The sequence below is a fragment of the Pseudofrankia saprophytica genome (assembly GCF_000235425.2).
In the GTDB taxonomy this organism is placed as follows: domain Bacteria; phylum Actinomycetota; class Actinomycetes; order Frankiales; family Frankiaceae; genus Pseudofrankia; species Pseudofrankia saprophytica.
The window spans coordinates 1100324-1126053 of the sequence record NZ_KI912266.1 but is presented as its reverse complement, the minus strand read 5'-3'; the positions used below and the strand labels follow the sequence as shown (position 1 = coordinate 1126053).

Genomic DNA, 25730 nt, shown 5'->3' with positions numbered 1-25730 from the left:
TCGGTCGGTTGCTGGGGCGTGTGTACATCCGTTGGCCATGACGGGCACGGCGATGTCCCTCCCCTGCCTGCCCTTCCTCGCCTCTCGGCCGAGGTCGGGCAGCGTCGCCTCAGCGGGCTGACAGGCGCAGGTTGAACTCGCCGTCGCGCGCGCCCGCGAGGAATGCGTCCCACTCGGCGGCGGAGAACGCCAGCACCGGGCCGGCCGGGTTCTTCGAGTCCCGCACCACCATGCCGCCCGCGAGCGGGGCCACCTCGACGCACATCCCGCCGGCGCCGTTGCTGTAGCTGCTGGTGCGCCAGCTGAGTTCGGCCACGTCGACGTCGGTGAGCGACGGCTTCGCGTATTTGGTCACTTCATATCCTCCGCTATGGATGAAATCATCTGCATCGACTCCTCCGGACTCAGTGCAGAGGCCATCAGGTAGTCGAGCTTCACTCTATAGCGCCGAATTTCCGAAGGACGTTCGAGGTAGAGGCTTCCGGCCGCCTCTTCTATATAGACCACATCGTGGTCGCTAGAGTTCGGAAACCCCAAGATAGAGAATGTGCTACCTAGTCCGGCATGTGCGCCGACTGAGAACGGAAGCGCCTGGACCGTGACATTGGGAAGTTCGGACTGTTTGCGCAGCCATTGCAGCTGGCCGCGCATGACTGCCGGGCCGCCGATCGTGCGGCGCAGCACGGCCTCGTCGAGGATGACCCACAGTCGTGGCGGGTTGTCGCCGGTCAGCCGGCGCTGCCGGTCCAGGCGCAGCGAGACCATGCGGTCGACCTCGCCGTCCGGGCTTTCCGGCGCCTCCGCGCGGATGACGTGCCTGGCGTAGTCCGCCGTCTGCAGGAGCCCGTGCACCAGTTGCGACTCGTAGACACTGATCGAGGCGGCGTCGCCCTCCAGGCCGATGTAGATCTCGAACCAGGCTGGCACCACGTCGTGGTAGTCGTGCCACCAGCCGTGTCGCCGGGACTCCCTGGCCAGTGCCAGCAGGGCTTCGCGGTGCTTGTCGTCGTGTATCCCATACAGGGTCAGCAGGTCCTGCACGTCGCGGGTTCGGACGGGAACCCGCCCGTTCTCCAGCCGGCTGACCTTCGAGACCGAGCATCGCAGCAGGTCGCAGACCTCCTCGACGGAGACGCCGGCCGCCTCGCGCAGCCGCCGCAGCTCGGCGCCCAGACGCCTGCGCCGTACCGTCGGACCGCCGCTTGTCGCCATCGTGCTCTTCCCTCCGGTCGGTACCGTCCCGTGCGCGCCCTCGTCGGGCTCGGTCGCGGCGGAGCCTGGAACCACCGGCGGCGTGGCTGACCCGGTGGCCGCCCTCGTGGGCGCGGCCGGTCCCGGCGCGGCCGGTCCCGGTGTAGCCGGCGCCCCAGTTCCTGGCGCCGTGGCCCGTGGCGGCGTCGTCGTCTTCGAGGCGACGGACGACGCGCCGGTCGCGCTTGACCGGCCCAGTTTCGCCGGTCGATTCGGCTTTGGCGGCATCGTGGCTGCCTGTACCCATTCTGTTGCCGCCGGCTCGCCGGTCGGGCCAGGTCCACTCGTGGTCTCTGGCTCTCCGGTGGCGGCCGGGCCGCCGGGCGGTCCGGGTGTCGTCGGCCGGGGCGACGGCCTCGCCCGGCCGGGGCCCGCCGTCGTCGGCTGCTGTCCCGGCGCAGGTCCCGGGTTCGTCTGTACTGGGTCGATCAGTCCTGACTCATCGCTGCGTCTGGCCACCGCTCCGCCACCGTCCTCGAGCGCTTCTGAGCATCCCGTAGCAAAACCCTTACAGAAGCTCTTGCATATGCGTCTGGCGGGCGCCATGCTTCCGGTCTGTCCTCACTTTGAGTGGCAAGAAAGCGCCTCAGCGTGAGAAGTTGGCGGCGGATGGATGCGTGGGGGGAGCGTGGCGGTGAACGCAACCGCGAGGCGGCTAGCCGGCCAGGTCGGCGGCGTCGCGTACCACGCCGAGGAACGCCGCCAGCCCGTCCGCCGAGAAGGCGCTGCGCGCCACCGAGGCCCGCGCCGGCGTGCGCGGCGCGTAGCCGCCAACGCGGCGGCGTCCTACGTCTCCTGGAGTACCGATGACCTCGCGGCTTCGTGCCAGGACCTGTGGCACCTTCACCCGTCGGATCCGCCCCAGGCCCATCGGGCGGTCCGCCACCGCGCCCAGCGACCAGCAGCTCCCGATGGAGGCGGTGACGGGCCAGGACTCGTCCGACCGATTCGGAGTGATCGTCTTCGAGGGCGGGCCGTGGCAGGCGCGTCGGGTGGTCCTCGCGTTCGACACTCCGCTGCAGGCGGCGGCGTATGCGGCCGAGCACCAACTGCCGGACTACCTGGTCGCGCCGCTGTCATTTCTCACCCCGACCGGCGTACCACTGACCTGACATCACCTGGCTCTGACGTACGGCCGGCGGGCGCCGCCGGCCGTGTCCATTTCCGGTGCTGGTCCTTGCGTCCGGGCGCTGACCGCAACGTGGCGGTCGACGGCTGTCCGTACCTGGAGTTCTCGGGTTCCCCCTGCTCGTCGGGGTTCGCGGGCTCCAGCGACGGTGGCCGCGCCCGGGTGACACCTCAGGCCAGCACCGCCATCCCGAAAGGCGTGACGACGATGACCCGCCCTTACCTGGTGTTCGACGGAGACGGCGAACTGGTCGGCAGTTTCCCGGACTGGGAGGCCGCGCACGTCTGGGCTCACCGACGCTCGACCGAGCCACTGACTCCGCAGCCGGTGCAGATCGAGGACCGCGCCGGCCGGCGTACCTGGACGGTCGAGGGCGGCAGCTGCCGGCTCACGGTCTGGCGCCGCCGGGTCGAGTACGGCTACTGCATCGAGGAGCGTCACCCTCGGGTCGTCCCGCTGCGCACCCACGCCTGGGCGTCCTGACCGGCACGATGGGCGGCCGTCACCCGGTGGTCGGCGTTCACCCGATCGGCTTGCCCGGCGTGATGAGGCCGGACTCATAGGCGGCGATGACAAGCTGGACCCGGTCGCGGACGGCGAGCTTCGTCAGCAGGTGGCCGATGTGGGTCTTCACCGTGGACGTGCCGACGTAGAGCGCCTGGGCGATCTCCGCGTTGGAGTATCCGCTCGCGACGTGGAAGAGCACCGCACGCTCCCGTTCGGTCAGCGTCGGCAGCAGCCCGGCGGGGTCGGGGTCACGCCCCGCCGTCGGTCCGGGTCGGCGGACGAACTCGGCGATCAGCCGCCGAGTGATGCCGGGCGCGAGGAGCGAGTCCCCGGCCGCGACCGTCCTGATCGCGGCCACCAGATTCTCGGGTTGGGTGTCCTTCAAGATGAATCCGGCGGCGCCTGCTCTTAGCGCGCCGAAGACATACTCGTCGTCATCGAACGTCGTCACGATGAGGATCCGAGGCCTGTCTACCTGCTCGACGGCTCCCGTGTCCTGCGTCGTGGTCCCGGCCGGAACCGCGACGCTGCGCGAGGGAGCCGCGGCGGTTGCCGTGTCGGCGGCGATCACCCGGGTTGCCTCCAGGCCATCCATGACCGGCATCCGGATGTCCATCAGCACCACGTCCGGCCGCAGCCGGCGACACGCGCGAACCGCCGCGACGCCGTCGCCCGCCTCCGCGACGACGGTCAGGTCAGGCGTCGCGTCGACGAGCAGGCGGAACCCGGCCCGGACCAGCGCCTCGTCATCCGCGATCAGCACCCGGATGGGCCGGCCGGCCGGTACGCGGTCACTGCTCACGAGAGGCCACCGGAAAGCGAACGACGACGGCGAATCCACCGCCAGGGCGCGGGCCGGCGTCGAGTGTGCCGCCAAAGAGCTCGGCCCGTTCGCGCATTCCGGCGAGGCCGATGCCGGGTGCGGCGCCGGGGTGGTACCCACGGCCATCGTCGACGACGCTGACGACCAGTTCGCCGCGGCGATGATCTATCTCGACCTGGGCGTGTTCCGCCGCCGCGTGCCGCGCCACGTTCGTCAGCGCCTCCTGGACGATGCGGTAGGCGGAGGTCTCGAGGACCAGCGGGTATCTCGCCCGTCCCGGCTCCTCGCCGGTCTCCGCGCCCGCGCCTTTCACGCCCGCGCCTTTCACGCCCGCGCCTTTCACGCCCGCGCCTTTCACGCCCGCGCCTTTCACGCCCGCGCCTTTCACGCCCGCGCCTTTCGCGCCGGCGCCTTCCGCGCCTTTCGCGTCCGCCGTGCCCGCCGTACGCTCCGGATCGAGGACATGGAAGGTCACGTGCAGGCCCTGGCCACGGGCCGTCTCGACGAGCGTCCCCAGGTCCGCCAGCGTCGGCGCGGCCACCGTCTCGTCCGACCTGGCGGTCCGGGTCTGTCGCAGGATTCGCCGCAGTTCGTCGAGCGCCGACCGACTGGCCGTCTCGATCACCGCGAGCGCCTCCCGTGCCTCGGTCGCCCGCGCGGTCTGGTCCGGCCCTTCGGGCAGTAGGAGCCGCGCCACGCCGGCTCGAATCGTGATCATGCTAAGGGTGTGCGAGACGATGTCGTGCACGTCGCGGGACAGGCGGAGCCGCTCCTCCGCCCGCACCCGCTGCTCCTGCTCCGCCCGCTGCCGCAGGAGCGCGAGGTCGAGCCCCTGGCGGTACTCGCGGCGGGTACGCAGCGCGTCACCGACCAGCCAGCCAACCGCGACGAGCGCGAGCTGCACCGCGTCCTGGTCCTGCTCCGGATGCAGCCACAGTCCCACAAGCCCGGCGACGCTGGTCGCGACGGCGGCCGCGGCGCAACCGGCCAGGGACGTCCGGCGGGAACGACGGCTCGCGACGGCCACGACGGCGATGGCGAGCGCGGGCCCGGCATTGCTGACGAACGGCGTGAAACGGACCCCGACGAGCGACGTGGCGCACAGCACCGCGGCGACGCCCGCCAAGGCCGCGATCGGCCAGCGCCGTCGTGCCATGAGCGGTACGACGGCCAGTGCTCCGCATAGGGCAACCGCCGCCGGCGATCCGTATCCGGCGCCGCGGCCATCGGCCGATACCCAGGCGGTCACCAGTTCCGGCAGGGTGAACGCAGCGAACGAACCGGCGGCGACGGCGAGGTCGGCGACGAGGGCCCATCTTGGCCGGGTGCCCGCGGACGGCCAACGACGCCCGAGCCCGAGCCAGACGCGGTCGAACCACGGCGGCGTCGTCCTCGTCGGCGCCTGTAGCGCCTGTAGCGCCTGTAGCGATGGTGGCGTCGCGAGGGCTGGTGGTTGCGCGCTGGCCGCTGACGTCGGCATGTCCTCAAGTGTGGTCGTCCGACCGGGCCCTGCCGTCCATCCTTGGGAGGATGGCCGCGCTCCTACCCGAGGGGGAGCCCCGGCGGCGGGTCCCGCCACGGTGCCACCGAAGTCGGGGCCGCAGGTCTGACGACATCCGGTGACCGTCGGACGAGGTTGGTCACATGCCTCGACGTAAGATCGTCTTTCCCCAGCCTGTTCGCCGCCTGAGCAGGGTCGCCGCCGAGCTTTCGCCACCGCTGACCTTGGTGTTCGCGCTTCTGTTCGCGGCCGGGGTCGCCGCGGGTGGCATGATCTACCTGCGGCGATCGCCGGTCCGGGATGTCCAGCAGCCCGGCACCGCCGCGTGGTGGCCGCATCTCGCGCTGTTCCTCGTGGCCATCGCACTGCTGGCGATGGCGCGGATCCGGCTACGACGTCGTCAGCACCGTCGATACCGGCACCGGGTCCGTGTGGCCGGCGGGGCGCCGTCGGATGTTCGGGACCAGCCCGTCGAGCTACTCCTGCTGGCTCCGCTCGGCAAGCCGGCCGGCCGGCGGATCCGGCGGACGCTGCGGGGCGCACGGCGCTCGCCGGGTGGCCTCGCCCGGCTGGTCACGGCTGGGGTCGTGGCGATTCCGCTGGCCTACAGCCTGTTCCGCGCCGGCATCCAGGTCCTCGGGGGTCTCGACCCGAACTTCACCGCCAACGCCTGGGGTGGCCCCAGTTACCTCGGTGCCATGGCCTGCCACTACCTGGACGCCGCCCTCATCGCGGCCGCCTCCGCCTACCTCACCGCACGCGTCCTCGTCCCTGGCCCTGGCCCGGCATCCTCGCCATATCTTGATGGCGGCCGCACGCGGTCACCGGCTGCCCCGCCCCGGGAGCCCACCTCTCGAGACCAAGCACGTGGCACCCCTGTTTGACAGGTACCCCGAGGGGGCCTATCGTGAAAATCACTTCCTCCCCGCCGTCCTACGGGACTGGCGGGGCTTTTTTCTTTGGAGAGACTTCCGTATATTCGGGTTTGACGCATTGTTTCCCATCGGCTACGGTTCTAAGAACCCAATCTGATCAACTCGAACCGGCAGGTTCCGGGCTGGCTCCGTTCCGACGCCGTTCTCTATCGAGGCGTCATGACCCCACGTATTGCGATCTTCATCGACTACCAGAACGTGCATTCTTCCGCGCGAAAAGTCTTCCTGGCTGCGGACGTAGTGCCTTGGCACGGTCATGTCGATCCGGTACGGCTCGCTGAGCGAATAGCCGCCAGACGGAAGTTCAAGGGCGATCTTACGGCCATCCGGGTGTACCGAGGCCGTCCAAGCCCCGATCACCAGCCCGGCGCAGCACGAGCCGGTGACCGTCAGGCGAGTCACTGGGGTCGTGATCCGCGGGTGACCGTCATTCGCCGACAGCTTCGGTACCCGAAGGGATGGCCGGTAGACCCTGCGCAGGAGAAAGGAATCGACGTCGCGCTGGCCGTGGATTTCGTGCGGTTGGCATGCACCGACGACTACGACGTAGGGATCCTCTTCAGCCGAGACAGCGACTTGATTCCCGCGTTGGAGGCCGTTCGCGACCTTGAGGCCGGCAAGACGCATGTTGAAGTGGCAACCTGGAAGGGCTCCAGCCGACTGCGCTTTCCGGACTCGCAGCTGCCCTGGTGTCACTATCTTAGCGCCGAGGACTACGAGGCCTGTCGCGACGACACCGACTACACGGCCCCATGACCTTTGCCGGCTGGTCCGCACGAAGGCCCGCAAGTCTTCGCGGGGCGGCTCGTGCCGTGTCCGCAGTCGTTCGCCCCGGCCGTGGACCAGCCTTGATCGTCGCCAACGTGTCGCCGATGCCGTGATAGGGCCGAATCTGCGACGACGGCGACACGTGCTCGGCGGTCACCTGAGCGAACGACGCCGCAGCGGCACCCGGAAGCAGCAACGCCGAGCCTGCCCACCTGGTGCCAGGCTTCGGCAGACATCCACACCAGCACCGCGATCCCCAGGCACCACGCGAGCGCCGCACCGAGCGTGGTAGCCGACAGTAGTCGGGCGTGTGCGGCTGAGTCGGCCCTGGCGGCGCTGCATCCGGCCGCCGGTGTCCCGGGCTACCCCCGACGCGGCCCGCACAGCGGTGCCCTCCCGCCGGACAGCTCCGGCAACTGCGAATCGTGGCAGATGAACCCCTCCATAGGCACGCCCAAATGACACAGATCCCCAGAGGACAACGGAAGCGTGTCGGATGGGAGTGCCCATGGGCACGCCCGCATGCCACGGTCCAGACCACGCGGGACGGCCATTCGTGGTCAGCGCCTAGGCGGGTGACACGGACGAGTCCACGGGTGTGGGTCTCGGGCTGTCGACGGCGGTGATGTCCGAGTCAGTCATTCCCGAGGGACCAGCGAGCCCCGAGATCGGGTGGCGTCAGGTCGTCAAGCCCGAGTTCGGCTATTTCCTGTCGATTCCCGAAAGCTGGGAGGAACGGCCGCCGAACCTGAAGAACAGCCCATGGGAGCCGGCGCGCTTCGCGGAGCCGGGCGACCGCCGGCATACCGTGATTGTCTTCCGCAACCCAGTCTTCCGGCGGCGCTCCGCGCTGGAGCCCGCGGAGTCGATCCGGGAGTCGTTGACCGGCGCCGGCTTCGTGGACTTCCGGATCGAGGAGACCGCGGTCGCCCGCCGTTCAGGTGCCCGGATCGACTGTGCTCGGCACGACGCCGGCCGCGTCTGGGCTGTCCGTGAGTACCTCGTCATCACCGAAGAAGCCAACATGTGCCTTGGGCTCGGCTCCGCCGCGCCGGACGCGGACGCCGCACTGCCGGACAAGGACGCCGCACTGTTCGACGAGCTCGCCGCCCGCCGGGAACTGCTCTCGGACTGAGCGGCGCTCTCCCATCCGTCTGTCGGCCGGTTCGGCGAGGACGGCCGACTGACGGGCGTGTCGAGCCCGGCGGCTTTACGGGCGGCCGCGGTGGAAGCGGACCGTGTCGCCCTCGGTGTGGTGGTGACGGAAGCCGGACTTGACCAGGACGCGGATCGAGGCGGGGTTTGGCCGTTCTACGTTGGCGAACACGGTCCGCACGCTGGGAAGTGTGAAGGCGAATTCCGTCAGCGCGATGACCGCCTCGGTGGCGTAACCACGGCCTTGGCGGGACGGCACGATGCCGTAGCCGATCTCGACCCGGCCGTCGGTCGGCGGCCAGAAGAGCCCGATTCCGCCGATGACCAGGCCGCTGTCCTGTTCGATGACCTGACGGTGACCGAAGGGGCCCATCCAGTCGGGGTACCGCCCGAGCCCGTCGGCAATGATCCGGTCGCCCTCATCCGGGAAGTCGTCGGCCCAGTGCGCTGGCCGGCCCGCGGGGACACCGTCGTCATCGTCATGGTCATCGTCGTCGTCAGCGGCGGCGACCGCGAGCACGGCCGTCCTCTCCTCGGCGCTCCAGAGACGCAGTACCAGGCGTTCGGTCATGAGGTCCGTGGTCGTCGTCACGGGTCGGATCGCCCCAGCGCTCGGCGGACCGCGATCTCGACCGCGGAGTGGGCCCCGTCGGGGCGGTCAAGCTCGAGGAGCCCGGCCGGGGGCAGCGGCGGTTGGGCGAGGAAACGTGGAACCGTGCCGCGGTGGGGCTGGGCCGCGTGGATGAGGAACGGGTGGCACAGGTAGACGTCGCCGGCCTCGCCGGTGGCCAGGGCCAGCGGCCGGTCCGATGGGTCGAGCTTCCCGGCGGCGCCCAGCTCTTCACACAGCTCAAAGACGTTGCGGCCGGCGTCCCCGGCCGGCTCCAGGAACGGCGGCACGTCGAGGTGCGAACCAACCTTGATCCGGGTGGGCGCGTCGTCAGGACCGACATCGGAAAACAGGAACAGCATCAGCAACGCCCGATCGCGTGACCGCAGGTTCAGCCAGAACGAGGACTCGCCGTCGGGCAGGTAGCTGCCATCCATGTGCCACCCCGCGTCGCCGGGGTCGTCTGAGTGGGGGAATCGGATCGGGAAGGTGCCCAGTCCGTCGCGGGGCAGCCACCGTCCGGGACCGACAAGCTGGTCCCACGCGCCGCGCAGCCGGGCGGTGCTGACGGCCTGCCGGAACGGTTCCGCCGCGGAACCCTGGATACGCACGACAGGTCGGGTCCAGGTCGCCGGGTCGGTGCGATCGAGACCGGTCATCCGCCAGAGGGTTTCACGGCCCTCGTCCGCCACCGGCCGCGGGAACGCCCCAGGCAGGTGGACGAAGCCGTCGGCTATGAACCGCTGGACCTGGTCGTGGGTCAGCACTGGCACCCTGCATCACCTCGCGGGCCCATCCTGGTTGGTTCGTCACCGCCGGCTCAACGGGTTTCTGCGCAAGTGGCGGACCGTAGGCCCACCTGACGGATCAGCCGCCGTGGCTCCGCGTCTGCGGTGGCGTTGGTGAACCCCGCCATCCGTGCCCGGACGGCCCGCCGCCACCACCGAGGTGATCGCCCGCTGGCCTACCGCGAGGCCGATGCCCAGGGGCCGACGCCGCCGATGCGCTGGACGGAGTAGCGCACGATGAAACCGGGTCCCTTTGGCGCCGGGAACTCGGCGTCGGGGGCGAGGTAGACCTTCGTCAGGCGGTTGAGCAAGTTCCAGGCGTCGTCGCTCGGCTGAATGGTGGCCCGCGCATGCAACACGGCGTACTGGTTCATGAGGACGCCGGGGGTCCGTGGCGCGTCGAAGGACAACACGACCCGCGGATCCTGCTCGATGTTGCGTAGCTTCGTGTGCCACGACATGTGGCCGCTGAGCAGATCGTCGCCGTCCAGGCCGATCCAGATGACTGTCACCTGCGGGCTTCCGTCGGGGTTGATCGTGCTCAGGTGAGCCATGGGGCCGGACTCGATCAGGTCCCTCAATGCGGGTGGCAGGCTGACCACACCTAGTTCCTCTCCGTCGGGTCGCCGCTGACTGGTCCCTGCCAGGTCGGCTACCGCGAGCATCCCGTCTTGGTCGGCCTGGACCAACATCAGTCGGTGCTGGACGCCGAGTTTCGCGGCGTCCTCTGGCATGGCCGCCTGTTCGGGAGCATAAGTGACACGGGGATGCCGCCAGGGCGGAGCGTCCGGAGCGACCGCGCCGGACACGTCCCAGCCGAGGGACCAGCGGGAGCTCCCGAGGAATCCGAGGCTGGAACCCACCGACCCACCGACCCACCGAGCCACCGAGCCACCGAGCCACCGAGCCACCGAGCCACCGAGCCACCGATCGGCCGCCTCGCCGAGCGTTCGGGGCTGGGAACGGCCGCCTAACTACGCCAACACCTGCGTGACGCGATAGCGGTCTCGCTGAACGTCTACCGCCGAACATTCCGCGCCTAGCGTTGGTGTGCTAACGGGTTTCGCACACTGAATTCGTGCCGCAGGCGCCCGGATCCGCTGAATTTCGGGTACGGTCTCAAATCCAGATTTTATTTCGGACCAACACGGGGGGTAGATGATGGGTGTACGTACTGCGTTTCCCTGGCCGGGGAGACCCGGCCGGGCGGGACTGGGGGCCGCTGTGGCCGCCATCACGCTGGCGACGTCATTTGTCGCGGCGGACGCCGCCCAGGCCGCGACGGTCAATCCCGGGAGCCTGAAACTCCTCACCAAGAAGGCCGACGCCGGAACTCAGGGCGTCGGTCTCGGCTGGACCTACCGGGCCCAGAAGCCCACGGCTCCCGCCACGATCACCATCACCGTGCCGGCCGGCTTCTCCGCGCCGCAGACCGGCACGCCGTCGGCGCCGGGCTATCTCAGCGCCACCTCGCCGTGCGCCCAGTTCCAGGTGGCCGGGACCGCCGCCCAGCCCGACGGATCGAACGTGATCACCGTCGCGACGGACTGCGCGGACGGGCAGGTCGCCACCTTGTCCTACGGCAATGTCACCGTGCCGACCACGCCGGGCACCTTCGCCTTCCCGGCCACCTTCACCCCGGCCGGCGCGGCGGCGATTCCGTTCGCGGACGCGAACACCTTCACCGTCGACGCCGCACCGCTGGCCAGCCTGACGATCAGCCCGGCCAACTCGACGATCGCTCCCGGCGCGACCCAGGCATACACCGCGCAGGGATCCGACGCCTTCGGAAACCCGGTCGCCCTCGACCCGGCCGGCACCAGGTACAGCATCAGCCCCAACGGAAGCTGCACCGGCGCGACGTGCACGGCGACCACCCCGGGCGCGCACACCGTCACCGTGAAAAACAAGGGCATCGCCACGACGGCGACACTGACCGTGAGCGTGGCTCCGGCTGGGGCCGACCTCGCGGTCGCGCAGGCGGTGAGCGGCAATGCGCCGTTCTACTACGGCACCGTGAGCTTCACGACGACGGTGACGAACACGAGTGCCTCGACGACGGCGCAGGGCGTGACCGCGACGGTCGCGATACCGGCCGGGCTCGTGTCGCCGACGGCGAGCCCGTCGGTGGGGACGTTCTCCTTGTCGACCGGTGTCTGGACGATCGGTGATCTGGCGCCGGGCGCCCACGCCACCCTCACCGTCTCCGCCCTCGCCGGGGATATCGCGTTGGGCGCCCAGACCGTGACCGCCACGGTCTCCTCGGCCACGGCTGACCCGGCGTCGGCCAACAACACCGCCTCGGCCACCGCGACGTCCCAGCCGGCACCGGTCGCCATCGTCATCACCCCTGACCCGAACAACCCCCCGCCCAACAACGTCGACATCTCCGCACCCGGCACCATGACCTTTACGGCGTCCTTCGCCAACGCCGCCAACCCGGCCGCCCCCGCGCCGACCGGAACCGTCGTCTGGACCTGCGATACGCAGGGCGGTAGTCCGTGCCCATCGGCCGCGGCCCTCAACCCGAGCGCGAACCTGCCGGTACTGACGTTCGTCACCAACGGCCTTGTCATCGACCAGTACTTCCTGACCGCCACGTTCTTTCCCGCCGGCGACGGGGGCAACTACGTCCAGGAGGGCGTGCAGTCGAGCATTAGCTTCACAACCACCAACAGCGGGAGCTGACCCAGCGCCGGGGTTCGCGCGCCGTTGCCGCGGCGCGCGAACCCCGGCCGTTCTCCGGGTTCTGGCAATCCGCTTCGAGGTAACACGGGTGGTCGCCGCTGGGTCCCGGCTACGCTCCGGGGACCTGCGTGCCTCGCGCGAGCGCGTGGACCTGGCTTGCGACATAGCTGAGCTCGTCGGGCAGCGGGAACCAGGGCATGCTTTGCCGGATGCTCGCCCAGCCGTGCAGAGAGAGCCAGAGAGCGGCCGCGGCGTCGCGAGCGTCCCGCCCGCCGGTCACGTCCGCGGTCAGGGCGACGAGTGAGTCGAACGCCCGCAGCCCGGCGGCGCGAACGTGCTCGGGCGCAGGGGTGACCTGGGCCGGATGGCCGGCGTGGAACATCACCGCGTAGTGACCAGGCCGAGCCGTGGCAAAGCGCAGGTAAGCCTCGCCCACCTTCCGCAGCCTGGCGGCGGGGTCGTCCGGAGCCTCCCGGACCGCGTCGGCCAGCACCTCGGCCAGATCGTCGAAGCACCGCACCTTCACTGCCTCGATCAGCGCCTGCTTGTCCGCGAAGTGCAGGTACATCGCCGTGTGCGTGACCCCGGCGCGGGAGGTGACCGCGCGTACCGACAGGTGCTGAAGATCCGGGTCCTCCGTCAGCAACCCGGCGGCGGCGGCGAGGAGCGCCTCACGCAGTCGCTCTCCCTCGCCGCGAGGGTTGCGTGACTGGCCCTTGGCGCTCACTGGCGGATCGTACCGACCACATATGTTGACAGCGTACATTTACTTTGGAAACCTAGGCGCATGCGACGTCTACTCCCGTCCGCCGCAGTCCTCGCCACGATCCTCGTCACCCTGGTAGCGACCGTGCGGCCCAGCAGCGCCGCGTCCGCGTCCGACCCTCCGCCGGACCCGTCGGCCCGGGTCGTCGCCGACAGTCAGGCGATCATCGGTGTCGGCAGCGACACCACGGAGACGCTGTTCGAACGTCTCGCCGCCGCGTACAACCTCGCCCACGGTCGAGCCGCGCCGCTGGGAAGCTGGCGGGCGACAGGATCGTCAACGATCGTCCCCAAAGCCGGCTGCGAACCGATCGCAAGGCCCAACGGTTCGTTGCCTGGAATTACGGCGCTCGCGACCCGCCAGGTCCTTCCGGACGGCCGGCCGTGCATCGACTTCGCGCGCTCGTTGGCACCCCGAACCGCCGGCGCGCCGGAGAACTCGGTGTTCCTGCCCATCGCCCGCGACGCGCTCACCTACGCACACAACAGGACGTCGAACGTTCCGGCTCGACTCACCGTCGCCCAGCTGAATGCGATCATCGAATGTCGCGCCACCCGGTGGGATCAGGTCGGCGGTGCCAGCAGCGAATCGATTCAGGTCTTCCTGCCGGCGATCGGACCGGCTCTGGCGGCCCTGCTGCGGCAGTTGAGCGGGGCGAGCGCCATTGGCTCGTGCGTGCGAACGGTGCAGCAGGACCAGGGCACGGACCCGGTGTTGGTCGGCAACCGCAACGCACTGGTCCTGTACTCCGTCGGTAAATACATCGGCCAGGCCGAGTACGGCCACAGTGACGAGCACGGCAACCTGGTCCTCGGCGCCATCAACGGCATCCCGGCGACGCTGTTCAATCCGACGGCCGGACGGGTCGAAATCAACCTCGGCCAGGTTCGCGGCGTCCCGGGCATACCCGAATCGTTCCGGATCATCGAATACGTGGTCGCGCTGCGCGACCAGGCCGGCGTTCTTCCACCCGCGCTTGGCAGATTGTTCGCGGACCCGGACAGCTGGCTGTGCACGAGCCCGGCGGCTCGACACGCGATCGCCGACTACGGCTTCCTCCCGCTCGAGCACGGCGCCTGTGGCCAGCCGTCATGAAGGACACCCGAGCCGGATCCCGGTCACCGGCGTGCCCTCGACGCCGCCCTCCGGTGAGATCTGATCTTCGGGGCATGCGACGTGGCGCTAGCGTGGCGACGTGGGACCGCATCTGAGCCGGATCGACGCGGCGGATGAGCTGCTGACGAACGACCCGCTGGCGCTCCTGGTCGGGATGGTGCTGGACCAGTGGATTCGGTAAACAAGGATCGGCGGGTGGGTAATCGGTGAACGCCATGACAGAGGCGGACTTCAGCATGTCAGTCCGGGATCCGACCGGGAATCGAACTGGTTGCCGGCTCAACCTGGCCCGCTGGGCGTCACGATGCGGCTCTACGGACCCGACGCAACCGTTCTGCGCGGGGCATGGACACCGCCTCCGGTGTGCAGAGTCGGGCGGAAAAACCTGACGGTCAAGTCGTAGCTGCGCACTGGCGTGGTCATGTGCCGGCTTCTGACCGACCAATCACCGAGCTGACCGGTCGACGGCGTGAGGTGTCGCGTGGTTGGCCGGCCAGTCCACGGTGCGGTGCAGCCAGTTCCCGCGCCTGTTGCCGGCGCGGCGTTGACGATGGACGGCCCCTCACGCGCTCAATCCAGCAATCACCACCTCGATGGCTCGGCTTACGGTTTGCGGTGCGGTCGGCGTGGTGGCGGATGCCTGGGCGAGTCCACGGACCAGGAGATAGACCTCGTCGGCCCCGACGTCCCGGCGGATCGCCCCTGACCGCGCCGCGCGGTCCAAGAGGTCCTCGACGGTCGCGCGCAGCTTGTCCGCCCCTTGGCGGACGCTCGGTGGGAACTGTCCATCCGGCATCTGGGACGCGAGCGTCAACTTCGTCGACCCGCCCTCGACCATGGTTCGCAGCAGGTCTCGGAAGGCCTGTCCGGGGTCGGATTGGGCAGCCAGGGTGGATGCCCGCTCGTTGAGCAGATCGAAGTGGCGGACCAGGGCCGCCTCCACCAGCGCGGCCTTCGTGGGGAAATGGCGGAACACGGTCGCGATGCCGACCTCGGCGCGGCGTGCGACGTCCTCGGTGGAGCCGGCCGCGCCGTGCTCGCCGAACACCGCTTCGGCGGCGGCCAGGATGCGCTCGCGGTTGGCGACGGCGTTCTTCCGCACGGCTCTCACCTACCTCCGGTCCGGCCCTGCCGCCCTTGTAAACGAAGTCCAGACTCCGCTACTGTTGGCGGAGTCGCGACTTCGTTTGGAGGCTCGATGGTACCGACACCTGCCCCGGCCGACATCGTTCGCATGGTCACCGCCGGCGTGAGCCGGCTGGTTTCTGGTGATCTCGCACCGGACGAGCGGGAGCGTCAGCTCGACGCGCTCGCCGGCCTGTACGGGGAGCGGACCGACGTCCGGCACCCGTTTGCGCCGTTGGGTGATCAACCGCTGCGTACTCGTGCCGAGCTGCGCCAGCACTTCGCCGGGTCAGCCGGGCGAGTAGCCGGTGTTCGGTCGTTCGCACCGACGGAGATGGCCGTGCATCGGACGGCGGATCCGGAGGTGGTCGTCGTGGAGTTCACCTACACCGGGATGGCCGACCGCGGCGAGTTCGCCCTGCCGTGCGTGTTCGTGGTCCGTGTCCGTGACGGGCAGATCGTCGAATCCCGCGACTATGCCGACCACATCGGCCTGGCCCGAGCCTTCGGCCGGCTGGAGCCGCTGGCGCGGGCGCTCGTGGACGACACCGGCCGCGCACCCGCCGGGCCGACGAAGGCCCAGACAAGTCGGGGCCTGGCGCATCGCATGCACGCGGCGTTCAACGCGCTCGACCTACCGGCGGTCGACGAGATCTTCACCGCTGACTTCTACAGTCACCCGCTCCAGTCCCGTGGACCCGGCATGGTCAAGGAACGGTGGCTCGCCATGCGCACAGCCGCACCGGATCTGCGCACGGAGGTCGTTGACCTGGTCGCCGAGGACGACCGCGCCATGATCCGCTCCCGGCTGACCGACAACACTGGAGAACTCATCGAAGTCATCCGTGTCGCCGACGGACGGATCGCGGAACTGTGGGGCGCTCGCACCGGTCCCGTCGGGACATGAACTCGGTGCTGGAGGAAACCGAAAGAACGTCAGTGTCGGAACAGGCGCAGTCCGGTGTGGACGAGGGCGACCTCCTGATCGTGACAGGCGGCGATGACCTCCGCGGAGCGGATTGATCCGCCGGGTTCGGCCACGTAGCGCACCCCGTGACGGCGGGCGTGAACGATGTTTTCCGGGAAGGGCAGAGCGCCATCGGAAGCTAGGCTGACCTCGTCGAGCCGGCTCAGCCACTGGGCGCGCTCCAGGGCGGTCAACGGCGGGGCCCCTCCAGGCCTGGGTGGGAGGCCGGAACCGGCGGCGCCAGTGTCGAGGTACTGAATCTCGTCGTTGATGCTATCTTGGATCTTCGGGTTCTGGCCGATGTGCAGCGCTCGGACGCGGGGGTGGCGGCGTAGCCACCAGGTGTCGGATTTCGCTCCGGCGAGGCGGACGCAGTCCACCCGGGATTGTTGGCCCGCGCCGACGCCAAGCGTCATCCCGCCTCGGACGTAGGCGACCGAGTTCGACTGCGTGTGACGGGCCACGATCAGGCCAAGGAGCAGGTCGTCGAGGGCGTGGTCGGGCACCGTGCCGACGCGGACATCAGCCAGCGTCTGCCGGTTGGGCACGGCGTCGTCCCAGGTCTGGGTGAAGCGCATCCCGTGCACCTCACGGATCTCTCGGGCGGGCGGCCGGTGGGCAGGGTCGGCTTCCAGGACCAGGAACGTGCCGTTCTTCTTCGCGGACAGGGTCGCCACGGTCCCGGGCTCATAACCGGGCGCGACGATTCCGTCGCAGACCAGTCGGCGCAGCAGTACGGCCAGCTCCGCGTCGACCGGGGCGGAAACCGCGGCGAAGTCGCCGTAGGAGCTTTTCGGGTCAGTGTCGCGGGCCCGCACGTAGGCGCTCGTCAACATCCCCACCGGCGACGCGCCGAGCCCGTAGGTCTCGGTCATCGTCTCGTCGAGCGGCCCGGCGAGTGCGGCACCGGCGGGTGAGAGATGTTTGAAGGAGGCGGCCGCGGGCCGGCCCAGGGCATCGGCCGCCTCCCTGACGAGTTGCCAGGCCTCCAACGCGTCCAGCATGTTGATGTAGGAAGGCTGGCCGTGCAGGACCCGCACCGGCGGGCTGGCGTCGTCGACCGGGTTGGCCGTCGCCGGCTGCTGGTGGGGGTTCATGCCATACCGCAGGTCCATCGGCCGTCCTCACGTCGCGCGGAGTCATCTGCGCGTCGCGGGCCCAGGCGGTCGGCGTCGACGGTCTTCCGGCCGTTCCCCGGTGGTCATCCACCCGCGCCAGTAGCGGCCATGCGCAAATGTAGCAGCCACACGTCAGCCCGCGGCCGTCCTCGGCGGGAAAGGCGGATGACGGACACCGTCGCGGCCTGCTGTGGCCCTTTCACGGACGTGGCTGACCGACAACACCGTGATCTGGCCAGCGGCGAGGCGACCGCCGCGCAAGGGCCGGCTACCGTACTCACGTGGGACTTCACCTGAGCCAGAACGACGCGGCGGACGAACTGCTGACCAATGACCCGCTCGCGCTGCTGATCGGCATGGTTCTCGACCGGCAAGTCGGACAAACAAGGAACGGCTGGGGCCTCGTCTCCCGATCCGTGCATCGGCGACAATGAAACGTGGCGGCGCCCGGAGTACGGCCGGACTCGCCGACGGGCTTCTGCGACCTCGCCTTTCGTCTGGCTGCGCGGAGGATGCCGCCGGTGCGTCAGGGCACGCACCGCGGCGGCGCCGCCCGCCCGAAGCGTCTACCCGGGATGGGCGAAACGCTTCGGGCACGCCCGTCGAGACCTTCGTGTTAGAGCGAGCTTCGTTGTGCTCGAGGATCGTCGTCGACGACCGCGGTTGCGTACCTGCCGGCGCGGGCCGTTCGGCGCCAGGGGCGCGCGAGGCTTTCATGTTCGCGGTCGATATCGACGGTGGCGATGGCCGAGGTGGCGTGCGGTCCGCATCGGGTCGCCCAGTGACCGTCAGGCCCAGCGATTCCGGACGGCGCGGCGGCCGCGTCGACGGCGACCGTGGCATAGCTGATCCAGTAGCTGTTGGTGCTGGCATGCGCCTGTGTCTGCAGGCCGAAGGTGGTGCCATTGTCCATGGTGGAAAGCAACACGCAGTGAACGTCGGCTCGCTCGTACTCGGCGAACAGCTCCGGATACACGCTTTCCATGCCGAGCGCGCACCCGAACCGCACCTCGTCGACGTCGAAGGTGATCGGACTGATGCCGGGTGTGTACAAATAGCTGACCTTGGTGTTGGACAGCATCCGTTCGTCGTAGCGGGTGATGATATGGCCGTGGTCGTCGATCACGTAAAGGCTGTTGTGTGGACGATGTGGCTCGGTGAGTCGGTGCACGGCTCCGACGACTGTCCACAGCCGCAATGCCGCGGCGTGTTTCCTGATCGCCTCAAGCTGGCCGCGCTGGGCCGCCCAGTCGAAGCGGCTCCAGTCGGCGTCGGCCATGGTGGTCGGATCGCTGGACAGGATCCGCTTATTTGGCGAGCAGAGTGCTCCCTCGCAGAAATGAATGAGGCGAGCGCCTTGATCGCGGGCCTCGGTCATCAGACGACGTACGTCGTGGCCCACCCGTTGAAACGCTTCGGCATCACGCGGATCCGTCGGCGCGTCGAGCTGGGCGACCGAGATTCGGAAGGGATTGGTGTTCGGCATGGTGGTTCCCTCGGAGGGCTGGCGGAAGTGCCGAAGCGCGGCCGTGTAGGACTCGCCCGTCCTGCGCGCTCGTTCGCGCACGCGCTGCTTGAACGCCTTGTTCGCCGTCATCGGCTCTCCCGCGTCCCGACGTCGAGCACCCAGCGGCCGTCGACGTTCGAGACGAGCGGACCTATGACGACGATCCGAGGCCTGAGCCCCTTTGCCTCTCACCGTGGTCGCGCTGGGACGACCCTCCGAGGTCAGGCGTGGATCACGCCCTGCCCCCAGCTTAGCCCAGGAACGGCCTCGGCGACTTCACAGTCGCGCGCTGCGGCTGCTCTAGGACCTGGGTCGCGGCGCACCGAGCCTCGGCACAGGTCGACGGCCAGGGGGCGCCCTAACCGGCACCCGGACCCAGACTCTCTCGCGGAGCACGGCCATCGGCGTCGCCGTCGCCAGGCTCGCCGGCGGCAAGGTCGAGGCTAGGTACGCCGTGCGGGTCCGGCCACCTGTCACATCGGAACCTGACCGGTGTAGGGATGGTCGTGGCGTGTCCGGCTACGGTGATGGCGAGCGCCGCTGTGACGGCGTTGTTGATCGGGATGGTGCTGAAGCGGCGCATCGCGGAAAGGCAGAGCGGTGGCGCTGCCTCTCCGCGACTGGCATGGTCTCCGGCGTGGTTACCAGGTCACCGGGCCGTTGGCGTCGATGAAGGTTCCTGATTCCGCGTCGGCGGGCAGCATCGCGGCCGTGACCACGATCTGCGCCGCTTCGTCGGCGGTCAATGGCGCCTGCTGTCTGTTGATCGGTGTCAAATCCGTCTGAACGAAGCCGGGACACACTGACGTGACCTTGATCGGGGTGCCCTTCAGGCTTTTCGCCAGCTCGACGGCGATGCTGTTCAGGGCGGCCTTCGAGCTTCGGTACGCCGGCAGGAGCATCGAGTAGTACGGCGAAAGAGGGTTGTTCTGGTCGGTGAGCGAGCCCATGGTCGACGAGACGTTGACGATCCGACCAGCGACGCTCTCGCGTAGCAGCGGCAGAAAAACCTCCGTCACGGTGACCGGCCCAAACGTATTGGTCTCGAACGTTTGGCGGAAGATGTTCGTGTCGGCGAACTCGTGCTCCACGATATCCGTCGCCTCGGGTAGGATGCCCGCGTTGTTTACCAGCACGTCGAGTCGGCGGTAACGTTCCCGGATGATCTTCGCGGCGGCTCGCACACTCTCTGGGCTGGTAACATCGAGCTCAACCCAGTCCGCGGTGAGCCCCTCATCTTCCAGTATCTCAATGGCTTTGCGTGCGGCGGCTTCGCCGCGTGCGCCGATAATGACGACGGCACCGGACCGAGCCAGGGCCTTGGCCGCCGAAAATCCCAGGCCGCGGTTTCCTCCGGTGATGAGCGCAATGCTTGGCAACCTTGTCTCCGTTGTCGTGTCCGAGGTCTTTCTCCAAACATAAAGCAGTCATTCCAACGAGTGCTGGCAGAAATGCGACGCCGTGTTCCGCGGCTGTCCCTGGACGCCGCGGCCCACAGCCGGCCGCCGCGAGCGAGAGCGCGGCGGGCGGGCCTGACCGTGGCCCAGCGGGCACGGCTGGACGCGGCCAGCGGCCGCACCGCTCCTTATCCACACTTCCCTTACGAGCGGCAGGTGGGCATCGCCCGGCTGGACCCGTCGCCGGTCCAGGGCGGCGACGCTGCGCGCGTGGCGCGGAGGACCGTCGAGCGGCGCGGACTCGGCGGTGAGCTGTCGATGCTCGGCGATGTCGCCTCCACTTGCGGTACAGCGTCAGGTTGGCCCGACCCTCGGCGGTCGTCGGGCGCTCCCGCGGCTCGCGCACACGTGGTTCGATAGGGCCATGTCGTCCGGGCTCTCCACGCCTGGGCCGTCCACCTCCGGATCTGCCGCGTTCGAGCGGCTCGTGGTTGAGCGGGCTCGCGTGGCGGAACGGCTGAAGGCGCTCCGGCTCGAGTTCGCCCGGTTCCTCGAGGACTCCGCCGACGTTGGCGCGGACGACGAGCACGACATCGAGGGGGCGTCGATGCCGTTCGAGCGTGAGCAGCTGAGGGCGACACTGCGCCAGGCGGCGGGCGAGGCGGAGGAGATCGACGTGGCGTTCGCTCGCTTGGCCGCCGGTACCTACGGGACGTGCACCGTATGCGGTCAGCCGGTCGGGGCGGGCCGCCTGGAGGCCCGGCCGGCGGCGCGGACCTGCGTCCGGTGCGCATAGCGCCCGCCCCATCGCCCGGCACTGGCGGGGCTTTTTTTCTAGATCGGCTACGTCATGACCCCACGAGTCACCGTCTTCATCGACTACCAAAACGTCCATCTCTCGGCTCGCAGCACGTTCTTGCCATCGGGCACTCCTGGCCGACATGGACATGTCGATCCCATGCGGGTGGCGCAGCGGATCGTCCGGGAGCGACGACTCGAGGGTGAGCTTGCGGCCGTCCGCGTCTACCGCGGGCGCCCGAGCCCTGATCATCAGCCGGCGGCCGCGGGGGCCAGCGACCGGCAGGCTGACCGCTGGTCCCGCGATCCGCGCGTCGCGCGTCGCGGTCGTCCGCCGACAGCTCCGCTACCCGAAGGCATGGCCTGCCGAGCCCGCGCAGGAGAAGGGCATCGACGTCGCCCTCGCCGTGGACCTCGTGCGTCTGGCTTGCGAGGGCGCCTACGACGTCGGCGTCCTGTTCAGCCGCGACACAGACCTCGTACCGGCGTTGGAGACCGTTAAGGATCTTGGTCGTCACGTGGAGGGCGCGAGCTGGAAGGGCACCAGTCGCCTCCGCTTCCCGGACTCGCAGCTTCCCTGGTGCCACTACCTGGACGCCGACGACTACGCAGGCTGTCGGGATCACACCGACTACACGGCGGCCTGATCGACAGTCGTGCGGCGGTTGTGAGGCGGTCGGCTACCGTGACTGGCGTGGGACTTCACCTGAGCCAGATCGACGAGGCCGACGAGCTGCTGACGAACGACCCGTTGGCGCTGTTGATCGGGATGGTGCTGGACCAGCAAATCGGACAAACAAGGAACGAAATCGTGACCGTGTCGCTGTAACCGCGCTTCACAATATTGTGCGCTCAGCCCGGCGATCACCACATCGATTGCTCGGCTTATGGTTTGCGGTGTCGTCGGAATGGTGGCGGTGTCGCCGCGGGCAAGCGTGCCGAAGTGGCGCCGGTGAACCCGGGCCAGAGCCCGCCGCCGTCAATCGTCTCGGCGCCGCGATCACCGCGTCCCGCTCCGCGATCGCGGCGGCCTGGTCCGCGACCAGACGCGCGAGCTCCTCGTAGCTCGGCTGGCCGCTGGACTGAACAGGTACCCTTGGACGGTATAGCCAGGCATACCCCGCCGGTCCGGTGCGCCCTACCGACGGAACTCACGCTTGCGCCATCGCGCGCCGAGCCGGTGATTTCTACGGTCGACACATGGGAATTCATGGAATCGGCGCGACCGCGCTGGCGGGTGTGCTGACGGCTGTGGCGGTGTCGGCGACGACCGGCTCGCCGCCGGAAAGCGTCCGACCTCAGGCCATCCATTGGCATGGCTGCCACACGGGACCGGACGACGACCTGGGCAAGGCCTTGGACGCCGCGGGCGCCCGGTGCGGCGAGGTGACCGTCCCCGTCGACTACGCCCGCCCGCACGGCCGGACGATCAGCGTCGCGCTCGCCCGGGTCAGGGCGACCGACCCGGCCCACCGGCGCGGCGTCCTGATGCTCGACCCGGGCGGGCCGGGCGGCAGCGCCATGGAGCTGACGCTCGTCGGCGCGCAGATGCCGGATGTCGCCGCGCGCTACGACCTCGTCGGGATGGACCCGCGGTTCGTAGGTCGCAGCAGCCCGATCGCGTGCCGGTGGAAGACCGACACGTTCCTGCGGTCCGCCGGCCCGGACCGCGGCTCCTACGGCGAAAGCGTGGCCCTGGCGAAGGACCTTGCCGCCGGCTGCACGCAGGGAAACCTCGACCTGCTTCCGCACGCTTCGACCAGGAACACCGCCCGCGACATGGACCTGATCCGGCGCGACCTGGGTGAGCAGAAGATCTCCTATCTCGGCTACTCCTATGGCTCCTATCTCGGCGCCGTCTACCTGCAGATGTTCGGCGCGCACGCCGACCGGGTGGTGCTCGACAGCGCTCCCGATCCCGACGTCTATGGCCCCGACCTCATCTCCCGTGACGCGCCGGCGGCGCAGGCCGCGCTCGCGCACTGGGCGGCCTGGGCGGCCGGCCACGACGGCGAGTACGGCCTTGGCAGCACCACCGGCGCGGTGTTGGCCACCGTCGACCGCGTCAACCAGGCGAGCCAGCGCCATCCCCTGCGAGTCGGCAGCTACGCGCTGGACGAGCATGTCGTGCCGTACTTCCTGTTCGTCCATCTTTACGATGACAGCGACGACAGCTACGGAGAGCTCGCCGGGCAGGTGAAGATCCTCGCCGCCGCCGCCCGCGACGAGCCGGCGACGCCTACCCCCGCGCTGGACACGTTCCTTGCCGGGCTGCTCACCGGCGCCGGATACGCCGCCGACCGGGCCGGGACCGCCGTGCTGTGCGCCGACCGGGCCGTGGACCGTGACCCCGGTACGTATCTGCGCGCCATCGAAGCGCACCGCGGCGACGAGCCGCTGTTCGGGCCGCTGACCCACAACATCACGCCCTGCGCCTTCTGGCCGGTGGCGCCGGCGGAAAAGCCGACGACCATCGACAACGACGTGCCGGCGCTGATGGTCGGCGCGGACGGCGACCCGGTCGCGCCGTATCCCGGACAGCTCGCGATGCACAGGGCGCTGAAGGGCTCGCGCCTGCTGACGTTGCGCGGCGGCTTCGCGCATACCGAATACATCGCCGCCGGCAATTCCTGCGTCGACACCACGGTGAACCGGTATCTGGTGGACGGCGCTTTGCCGAACCGCGACGTGAACTGCGGTATAGGTTCATGAACGTGGCCGCCTCCGTGTGGCGGGCGATGGCGGGCAGCCCGCACCGTTTCCTGCTGTCCCGGTGGCCGTGGCGGAGCCTGGCCTACGTCGGCAGCACCGTGGCGGTCAGCCTGGCGGCCTGGGCGGCGGTGCTCCCGTCGTTGCTGGTCTTCCCGCTGATCCCGCTGGCCGGGCTGCCGATCGGGTCGCTCGAACGCCAGCGGCTGCGCCTCATGGGCGTGGTGCCGCCCGGCAGCCCGCACGCACCCGTCACCGGGGGCACACTCGCCTGGGTGCGGCGCCGGCTCGGCGAGGCCGCGACGTGGCGGGAGCTCGGCTACGCCGCCTGCCTGCTGTCCGTGCTTCTCGTCGCCGGTGCGGGGGAGATGCTCGCGCTGTTCGGCTGCGCCCTGCTGCTGGCCCTGCCGATGGTCGTCGCGACGGCCGGCGCGGACGTGGTCATGGTCCAGGTCGGGGCGTGGTCGGTCGAGACCGTCGGGCAGTCATTGCTGGTCGCCGTGGTGGGCGGCCTGCCGTTGACGGTGCTTGCGCTCTACGGCCTCGGCGTCCTCGCCGGCGCGCAGCAGGAACTCGCGCAGCTGCTGCTGGCGCCCTCCGGCAGGGAACGCAGCCGGCAGGTGGACGACCTCGTTGAGTCGCGCAGCCGGCTGGTGAACGCCTTCGAGGCCGAACGGCGCCGCATCGAGCGTGACCTGCACGACGGTGCGCAGCAGCATCTGACGCTGCTGACCATGAACCTGGGCCTGGCCGAGGTGGAGCTCGCCGGCACCGCCGGGCGGGCCGGAGACCTGGTCAGCGAGGCTCAGGACCAGGCCCGGCAGGCGCTCGCCGCGATCCGCGAACAGATCCGCGGCATCCACCCGCGGGTGCTCACCGACTTCGGGCTGGCCGAGGCGGTGCGGGAGCTCGCGGAGCGCTGCCCGATCCCGGTCGAGGTCGACGTCGCGCTGCCGGGGCGCCCGCCGGCGCCGGTCGAGTCGACGGCCTACTTCGTCATCTCGGAGGCGCTGACGAACGTGGTCCGGCACGCCGAGGCGACGCGCATCCAGGTCGGCGCGGCCGCCGGCGGTGAGCGCCTGCTGCTGGCGGTCACCGACGACGGGCGGGGCGGAGCCGACCCGGCGCGGGGCAGTGGCCTGCGCGGCCTGGCCGACCGGGTCGCCGTCATGGATGGCACGCTGGAGATCACCAGCCCGGGCGGAGGACCCACCACGGTGCGGATCGAGCTGCCATGTCACTTCGGATAGTGCTCGCCGAGGACGCGACACTCATGCGCGCCGGCCTCGTCAGCCTGCTGGACGGCCTCGGCCACACGGTGGTGGATGCCGTCGGCGACGGCGAGGCGCTGCTGCGAGTCGCTGGTGAGCACCGGCCCGACCTGGTCATCACCGACGTGCGCATGCCTCCCACGCTCACCGACGAGGGGCTGCGCGCCGCGGTGGCCCTGCGCGCCCGCGACCCCGGCGCGGCCGTGCTGGTGCTCTCCCAGTACGCCGCCACCGCCTACGCCGCGGAGCTGCTCGGACCGACCGGCCGGGCCGGCGTCGGCTACCTCCTCAAGGACCGGGTCGGCGCCGTCGCCGACTTCGCCGACGCGGTCGCACGGGTCGCCGCCGGCGAGACCGTCATCGACCCCGAGGTGGTCCGCCATCTCCTGAACCGGCAGCGCGCCACCAACCCGCTCGACCGGCTGACGCCGCGAGAGCGCGAGGTCCTCGCCCGGATGGCCGAAGGCCACTCCAACCCGTCGATCGCCCGCATCCTCCTGGTCAGCGAGGCCGCGGTCGCCAAGCACATCGGCAACATCTTCACCAAGCTCGACCTGCCCAGCGAGGACGGCCACCGCCGGGTGCTCGCCGTCCTGAGCTACCTACGCGGCTGACGGGGCCCGGGACGAGTGGTCCTACAGCGGTGACCTACCGCTCCACCCGCCGCTACACGAATGCCTTGGAGTGCCGCGGCTACGGCCCGGCGACGCGGTCGAATACGGTGAGGTCGTGGGACTTCACCTGAGCCAGATCGACGAGGCTGACGACCTGCTGACCAACGACCCGTTGGCGCTCTTGATC

General features: G+C 69.7%; 27 protein-coding genes, 2 pseudogenes and 1 riboswitch. Of the genes and pseudogenes, 16 read left to right on the top strand and 13 right to left on the bottom strand.

The annotated features are described in order from the left end of the window. Positions 1-109 precede the first annotated feature (109 nt). The 3 genes from FRCN3DRAFT_RS0204955 to FRCN3DRAFT_RS52710 form a co-directional block, all read right to left on the bottom strand. Positions 110-355, bottom strand: a complete 246-nt coding sequence (locus FRCN3DRAFT_RS0204955) for a DUF397 domain-containing protein (RefSeq protein ID WP_007513075.1) — start codon at positions 353-355, stop codon at positions 110-112. Next, positions 352-1212 carry a helix-turn-helix domain-containing protein gene (locus FRCN3DRAFT_RS0204950; RefSeq protein WP_007513077.1) on the bottom strand — a complete coding sequence of 287 codons (861 nt, stop codon included), beginning with the start codon at positions 1210-1212 and terminating at the stop codon, positions 352-354. The genes FRCN3DRAFT_RS0204955 and FRCN3DRAFT_RS0204950 overlap by 4 nt, the downstream gene beginning before the upstream one ends. Positions 1213-1906: 694 nt before the next feature. Then, on the bottom strand, positions 1907-2098 hold the full coding sequence (locus FRCN3DRAFT_RS52710; protein WP_131803515.1) for a hypothetical protein: 192 nt from the start codon (positions 2096-2098) through the stop codon (positions 1907-1909). 64 nt (positions 2099-2162) lie between these two features. Between FRCN3DRAFT_RS52710 and FRCN3DRAFT_RS0204940 the strand changes: the two genes are divergently transcribed. Beyond that, positions 2163-2363 (top strand): hypothetical protein, encoded by a 201-nt coding sequence (locus FRCN3DRAFT_RS0204940; RefSeq protein ID WP_051466143.1) that lies wholly within the window; start codon positions 2163-2165, stop codon positions 2361-2363. An 89-nt stretch (positions 2364-2452) separates the two neighbouring features. Then, positions 2453-2863, top strand: a complete 411-nt coding sequence (locus FRCN3DRAFT_RS0204935; RefSeq protein ID WP_007513081.1) for a hypothetical protein — start codon at positions 2453-2455, stop codon at positions 2861-2863. A gap of 37 nt (positions 2864-2900) precedes the next feature. Here the strand turns inward: FRCN3DRAFT_RS0204935 and FRCN3DRAFT_RS0204930 are convergent, their stop codons facing one another. Together FRCN3DRAFT_RS0204930 and FRCN3DRAFT_RS0204925 are read right to left on the bottom strand one after the other, a co-directional pair. Then, positions 2901-3689: a response regulator gene (locus FRCN3DRAFT_RS0204930; protein ID WP_007513083.1), complete on the bottom strand. Its 789-nt coding sequence runs from the start codon at positions 3687-3689 to the stop codon at positions 2901-2903. Beyond that, positions 3679-5190, bottom strand: a complete 1512-nt coding sequence (locus FRCN3DRAFT_RS0204925) for a sensor histidine kinase (protein WP_007513086.1) — start codon at positions 5188-5190, stop codon at positions 3679-3681. Before FRCN3DRAFT_RS0204925 ends, FRCN3DRAFT_RS0204930 begins: the two co-directional genes overlap by 11 nt. 164 nt (positions 5191-5354) lie before the next feature. Here FRCN3DRAFT_RS0204925 and FRCN3DRAFT_RS0204920 point away from each other — a divergent pair, with 164 nt between their 5' ends. From FRCN3DRAFT_RS0204920 to FRCN3DRAFT_RS0204910, 3 genes are all read left to right on the top strand, one after another. After that, complete coding sequence (locus FRCN3DRAFT_RS0204920) at positions 5355-6095, top strand: hypothetical protein (protein WP_007513087.1); 741 nt, start codon at positions 5355-5357, stop codon at positions 6093-6095. Positions 6096-6305: 210 nt separating this feature from the next. Beyond that, on the top strand, positions 6306-6902 hold the full coding sequence (locus FRCN3DRAFT_RS51040) for an NYN domain-containing protein (RefSeq protein ID WP_007513091.1): 597 nt from the start codon (positions 6306-6308) through the stop codon (positions 6900-6902). Between the two features lie 637 nt (positions 6903-7539). Then, on the top strand, positions 7540-8049 hold the full coding sequence (locus FRCN3DRAFT_RS0204910; protein WP_051466627.1) for a hypothetical protein: 510 nt from the start codon (positions 7540-7542) through the stop codon (positions 8047-8049). A 75-nt stretch (positions 8050-8124) separates the two neighbouring features. Here the strand turns inward: FRCN3DRAFT_RS0204910 and FRCN3DRAFT_RS0204905 are convergent, their stop codons facing one another. The 3 genes from FRCN3DRAFT_RS0204905 to FRCN3DRAFT_RS0204895 form a co-directional block, all read right to left on the bottom strand. Next, a complete protein-coding gene (locus tag FRCN3DRAFT_RS0204905) occupies positions 8125-8661 on the bottom strand; it encodes a GNAT family N-acetyltransferase (RefSeq protein WP_007513095.1) in 537 nt (178 codons plus the stop codon). After that, positions 8658-9452: a phytanoyl-CoA dioxygenase family protein gene (locus FRCN3DRAFT_RS0204900; protein WP_007513097.1), complete on the bottom strand. Its 795-nt coding sequence runs from the start codon at positions 9450-9452 to the stop codon at positions 8658-8660. The genes FRCN3DRAFT_RS0204905 and FRCN3DRAFT_RS0204900 overlap by 4 nt, the downstream gene beginning before the upstream one ends. Positions 9453-9643: 191 nt before the next feature. Then, complete coding sequence (locus tag FRCN3DRAFT_RS0204895) at positions 9644-10201, bottom strand: PPOX class F420-dependent oxidoreductase (RefSeq protein ID WP_232793926.1); 558 nt, start codon at positions 10199-10201, stop codon at positions 9644-9646. A 490-nt stretch (positions 10202-10691) separates the two neighbouring features. Between FRCN3DRAFT_RS0204895 and FRCN3DRAFT_RS42680 the strand changes: the two genes are divergently transcribed. Continuing rightward, positions 10692-12155 carry a DUF11 domain-containing protein gene (locus FRCN3DRAFT_RS42680; RefSeq protein ID WP_232793925.1) on the top strand — a complete coding sequence of 488 codons (1464 nt, stop codon included), beginning with the start codon at positions 10692-10694 and terminating at the stop codon, positions 12153-12155. Positions 12156-12264: 109 nt separating this feature from the next. Here the strand turns inward: FRCN3DRAFT_RS42680 and FRCN3DRAFT_RS42675 are convergent, their stop codons facing one another. Next, positions 12265-12882 carry a TetR/AcrR family transcriptional regulator gene (locus FRCN3DRAFT_RS42675; protein ID WP_051466140.1) on the bottom strand — a complete coding sequence of 206 codons (618 nt, stop codon included), beginning with the start codon at positions 12880-12882 and terminating at the stop codon, positions 12265-12267. Between the two features lie 480 nt (positions 12883-13362). Between FRCN3DRAFT_RS42675 and FRCN3DRAFT_RS57365 the strand changes: the two genes are divergently transcribed. Together FRCN3DRAFT_RS57365 and FRCN3DRAFT_RS55910 are read left to right on the top strand one after the other, a co-directional pair. Continuing rightward, a complete protein-coding gene (locus tag FRCN3DRAFT_RS57365; RefSeq protein ID WP_335341700.1) occupies positions 13363-14016 on the top strand; it encodes a type 2 periplasmic-binding domain-containing protein in 654 nt (217 codons plus the stop codon). Between the two features lie 100 nt (positions 14017-14116). After that, a pseudogene (locus FRCN3DRAFT_RS55910) lies at positions 14117-14212 on the top strand (HhH-GPD-type base excision DNA repair protein); the annotation flags it as partial. A 387-nt stretch (positions 14213-14599) separates the two neighbouring features. Here the strand turns inward: FRCN3DRAFT_RS55910 and FRCN3DRAFT_RS0204870 are convergent. After that, entirely contained in the window at positions 14600-15139 is a 540-nt protein-coding gene (locus FRCN3DRAFT_RS0204870) for a TetR/AcrR family transcriptional regulator (protein ID WP_007513106.1), read from the bottom strand. 96 nt (positions 15140-15235) lie between these two features. Here FRCN3DRAFT_RS0204870 and FRCN3DRAFT_RS0204865 point away from each other — a divergent pair, with 96 nt between their 5' ends. Continuing rightward, positions 15236-16069 carry a nuclear transport factor 2 family protein gene (locus FRCN3DRAFT_RS0204865; RefSeq protein ID WP_007513108.1) on the top strand — a complete coding sequence of 278 codons (834 nt, stop codon included), beginning with the start codon at positions 15236-15238 and terminating at the stop codon, positions 16067-16069. Between the two features lie 29 nt (positions 16070-16098). On the opposite strand, the gene FRCN3DRAFT_RS0204860 is transcribed toward FRCN3DRAFT_RS0204865, so the two are convergent. Further along, the gene (locus FRCN3DRAFT_RS0204860) at positions 16099-17244 is read right to left on the bottom strand and encodes a phosphoribosylaminoimidazolecarboxamide formyltransferase (RefSeq protein WP_007513110.1); all 1146 of its coding nucleotides are present in this window, start codon (positions 17242-17244) and stop codon (positions 16099-16101) included. A 34-nt stretch (positions 17245-17278) separates the two neighbouring features. After that, a riboswitch (ZMP/ZTP riboswitch) is annotated at positions 17279-17361 on the bottom strand. A 167-nt stretch (positions 17362-17528) separates the two neighbouring features. On the opposite strand from FRCN3DRAFT_RS0204860, the pseudogene FRCN3DRAFT_RS57360 reads away from it, so the two are divergent. Further along, positions 17529-17624 (top strand): annotated as a pseudogene (locus tag FRCN3DRAFT_RS57360) (HhH-GPD-type base excision DNA repair protein); the annotation flags it as partial. 239 nt (positions 17625-17863) lie between these two features. On the opposite strand, the gene FRCN3DRAFT_RS0204855 reads toward FRCN3DRAFT_RS57360, so the two are convergent. Together FRCN3DRAFT_RS0204855 and FRCN3DRAFT_RS0204850 are read right to left on the bottom strand one after the other, a co-directional pair. Beyond that, complete coding sequence (locus FRCN3DRAFT_RS0204855) at positions 17864-18844, bottom strand: carbon-nitrogen hydrolase family protein (RefSeq protein ID WP_007513111.1); 981 nt, start codon at positions 18842-18844, stop codon at positions 17864-17866. 551 nt (positions 18845-19395) lie between these two features. Next, positions 19396-20133 carry an SDR family oxidoreductase gene (locus FRCN3DRAFT_RS0204850; RefSeq protein WP_007513114.1) on the bottom strand — a complete coding sequence of 246 codons (738 nt, stop codon included), beginning with the start codon at positions 20131-20133 and terminating at the stop codon, positions 19396-19398. Positions 20134-20656: 523 nt separating this feature from the next. Here FRCN3DRAFT_RS0204850 and FRCN3DRAFT_RS0204845 point away from each other — a divergent pair. The 6 genes from FRCN3DRAFT_RS0204845 (at position 20657) to FRCN3DRAFT_RS0204820 (ending at position 25543) form a co-directional block, all read left to right on the top strand. Beyond that, positions 20657-20947, top strand: coding sequence for a TraR/DksA family transcriptional regulator (locus FRCN3DRAFT_RS0204845; protein ID WP_007513116.1), 291 nt, complete (start codon positions 20657-20659; stop codon positions 20945-20947). A gap of 205 nt (positions 20948-21152) precedes the next feature. Further along, positions 21153-21596, top strand: coding sequence for an NYN domain-containing protein (locus tag FRCN3DRAFT_RS0204840; RefSeq protein ID WP_232793924.1), 444 nt, complete (start codon positions 21153-21155; stop codon positions 21594-21596). A gap of 47 nt (positions 21597-21643) precedes the next feature. Further along, positions 21644-21778 (top strand): hypothetical protein, encoded by a 135-nt coding sequence (locus FRCN3DRAFT_RS55900; RefSeq protein WP_275451421.1) that lies wholly within the window; start codon positions 21644-21646, stop codon positions 21776-21778. A gap of 371 nt (positions 21779-22149) precedes the next feature. Beyond that, positions 22150-23661 (top strand): alpha/beta hydrolase, encoded by a 1512-nt coding sequence (locus FRCN3DRAFT_RS0204830; RefSeq protein ID WP_007513122.1) that lies wholly within the window; start codon positions 22150-22152, stop codon positions 23659-23661. Continuing rightward, entirely contained in the window at positions 23658-24908 is a 1251-nt protein-coding gene (locus FRCN3DRAFT_RS0204825) for a sensor histidine kinase (protein ID WP_007513124.1), read from the top strand. The genes FRCN3DRAFT_RS0204830 and FRCN3DRAFT_RS0204825 overlap by 4 nt, the downstream gene beginning before the upstream one ends. Then, entirely contained in the window at positions 24893-25543 is a 651-nt protein-coding gene (locus FRCN3DRAFT_RS0204820) for a response regulator transcription factor (RefSeq protein WP_007513125.1), read from the top strand. The genes FRCN3DRAFT_RS0204825 and FRCN3DRAFT_RS0204820 overlap by 16 nt, the downstream gene beginning before the upstream one ends. Positions 25544-25730: the final 187 nt, after the last annotated feature.

Bases quoted from the DNA above. Each gene is read 5' to 3' on its own strand.
- FRCN3DRAFT_RS0204950 (WP_007513077.1), bottom strand. From the start codon at position 1,212: ATGGCGACAAGCGGCGGTCCGACGGTACGGCGCAGGCGTCTGGGCGCC.
- FRCN3DRAFT_RS0204940 (WP_051466143.1), top strand. From the start codon at position 2,163: ATGGAGGCGGTGACGGGCCAGGACTCGTCCGACCGATTCGGAGTGATC.
- FRCN3DRAFT_RS0204925 (WP_007513086.1), bottom strand. From the start codon at position 5,190: ATGCCGACGTCAGCGGCCAGCGCGCAACCACCAGCCCTCGCGACGCCA.
- FRCN3DRAFT_RS0204920 (WP_007513087.1), top strand. From the start codon at position 5,355: ATGCCTCGACGTAAGATCGTCTTTCCCCAGCCTGTTCGCCGCCTGAGC.
- FRCN3DRAFT_RS51040 (WP_007513091.1), top strand. From the start codon at position 6,306: ATGACCCCACGTATTGCGATCTTCATCGACTACCAGAACGTGCATTCT.
- FRCN3DRAFT_RS0204910 (WP_051466627.1), top strand. From the start codon at position 7,540: ATGTCCGAGTCAGTCATTCCCGAGGGACCAGCGAGCCCCGAGATCGGG.
- FRCN3DRAFT_RS0204895 (WP_232793926.1), bottom strand. From the start codon at position 10,201: ATGCCAGAGGACGCCGCGAAACTCGGCGTCCAGCACCGACTGATGTTG.
- FRCN3DRAFT_RS0204865 (WP_007513108.1), top strand. From the start codon at position 15,236: ATGGTACCGACACCTGCCCCGGCCGACATCGTTCGCATGGTCACCGCC.
- FRCN3DRAFT_RS0204860 (WP_007513110.1), bottom strand. From the start codon at position 17,244: ATGGACCTGCGGTATGGCATGAACCCCCACCAGCAGCCGGCGACGGCC.
- FRCN3DRAFT_RS0204855 (WP_007513111.1), bottom strand. From the start codon at position 18,844: ATGACGGCGAACAAGGCGTTCAAGCAGCGCGTGCGCGAACGAGCGCGC.
- FRCN3DRAFT_RS0204830 (WP_007513122.1), top strand. From the start codon at position 22,150: ATGGGAATTCATGGAATCGGCGCGACCGCGCTGGCGGGTGTGCTGACG.
- FRCN3DRAFT_RS0204825 (WP_007513124.1), top strand. From the start codon at position 23,658: ATGAACGTGGCCGCCTCCGTGTGGCGGGCGATGGCGGGCAGCCCGCAC.
- FRCN3DRAFT_RS0204820 (WP_007513125.1), top strand. From the start codon at position 24,893: ATGTCACTTCGGATAGTGCTCGCCGAGGACGCGACACTCATGCGCGCC.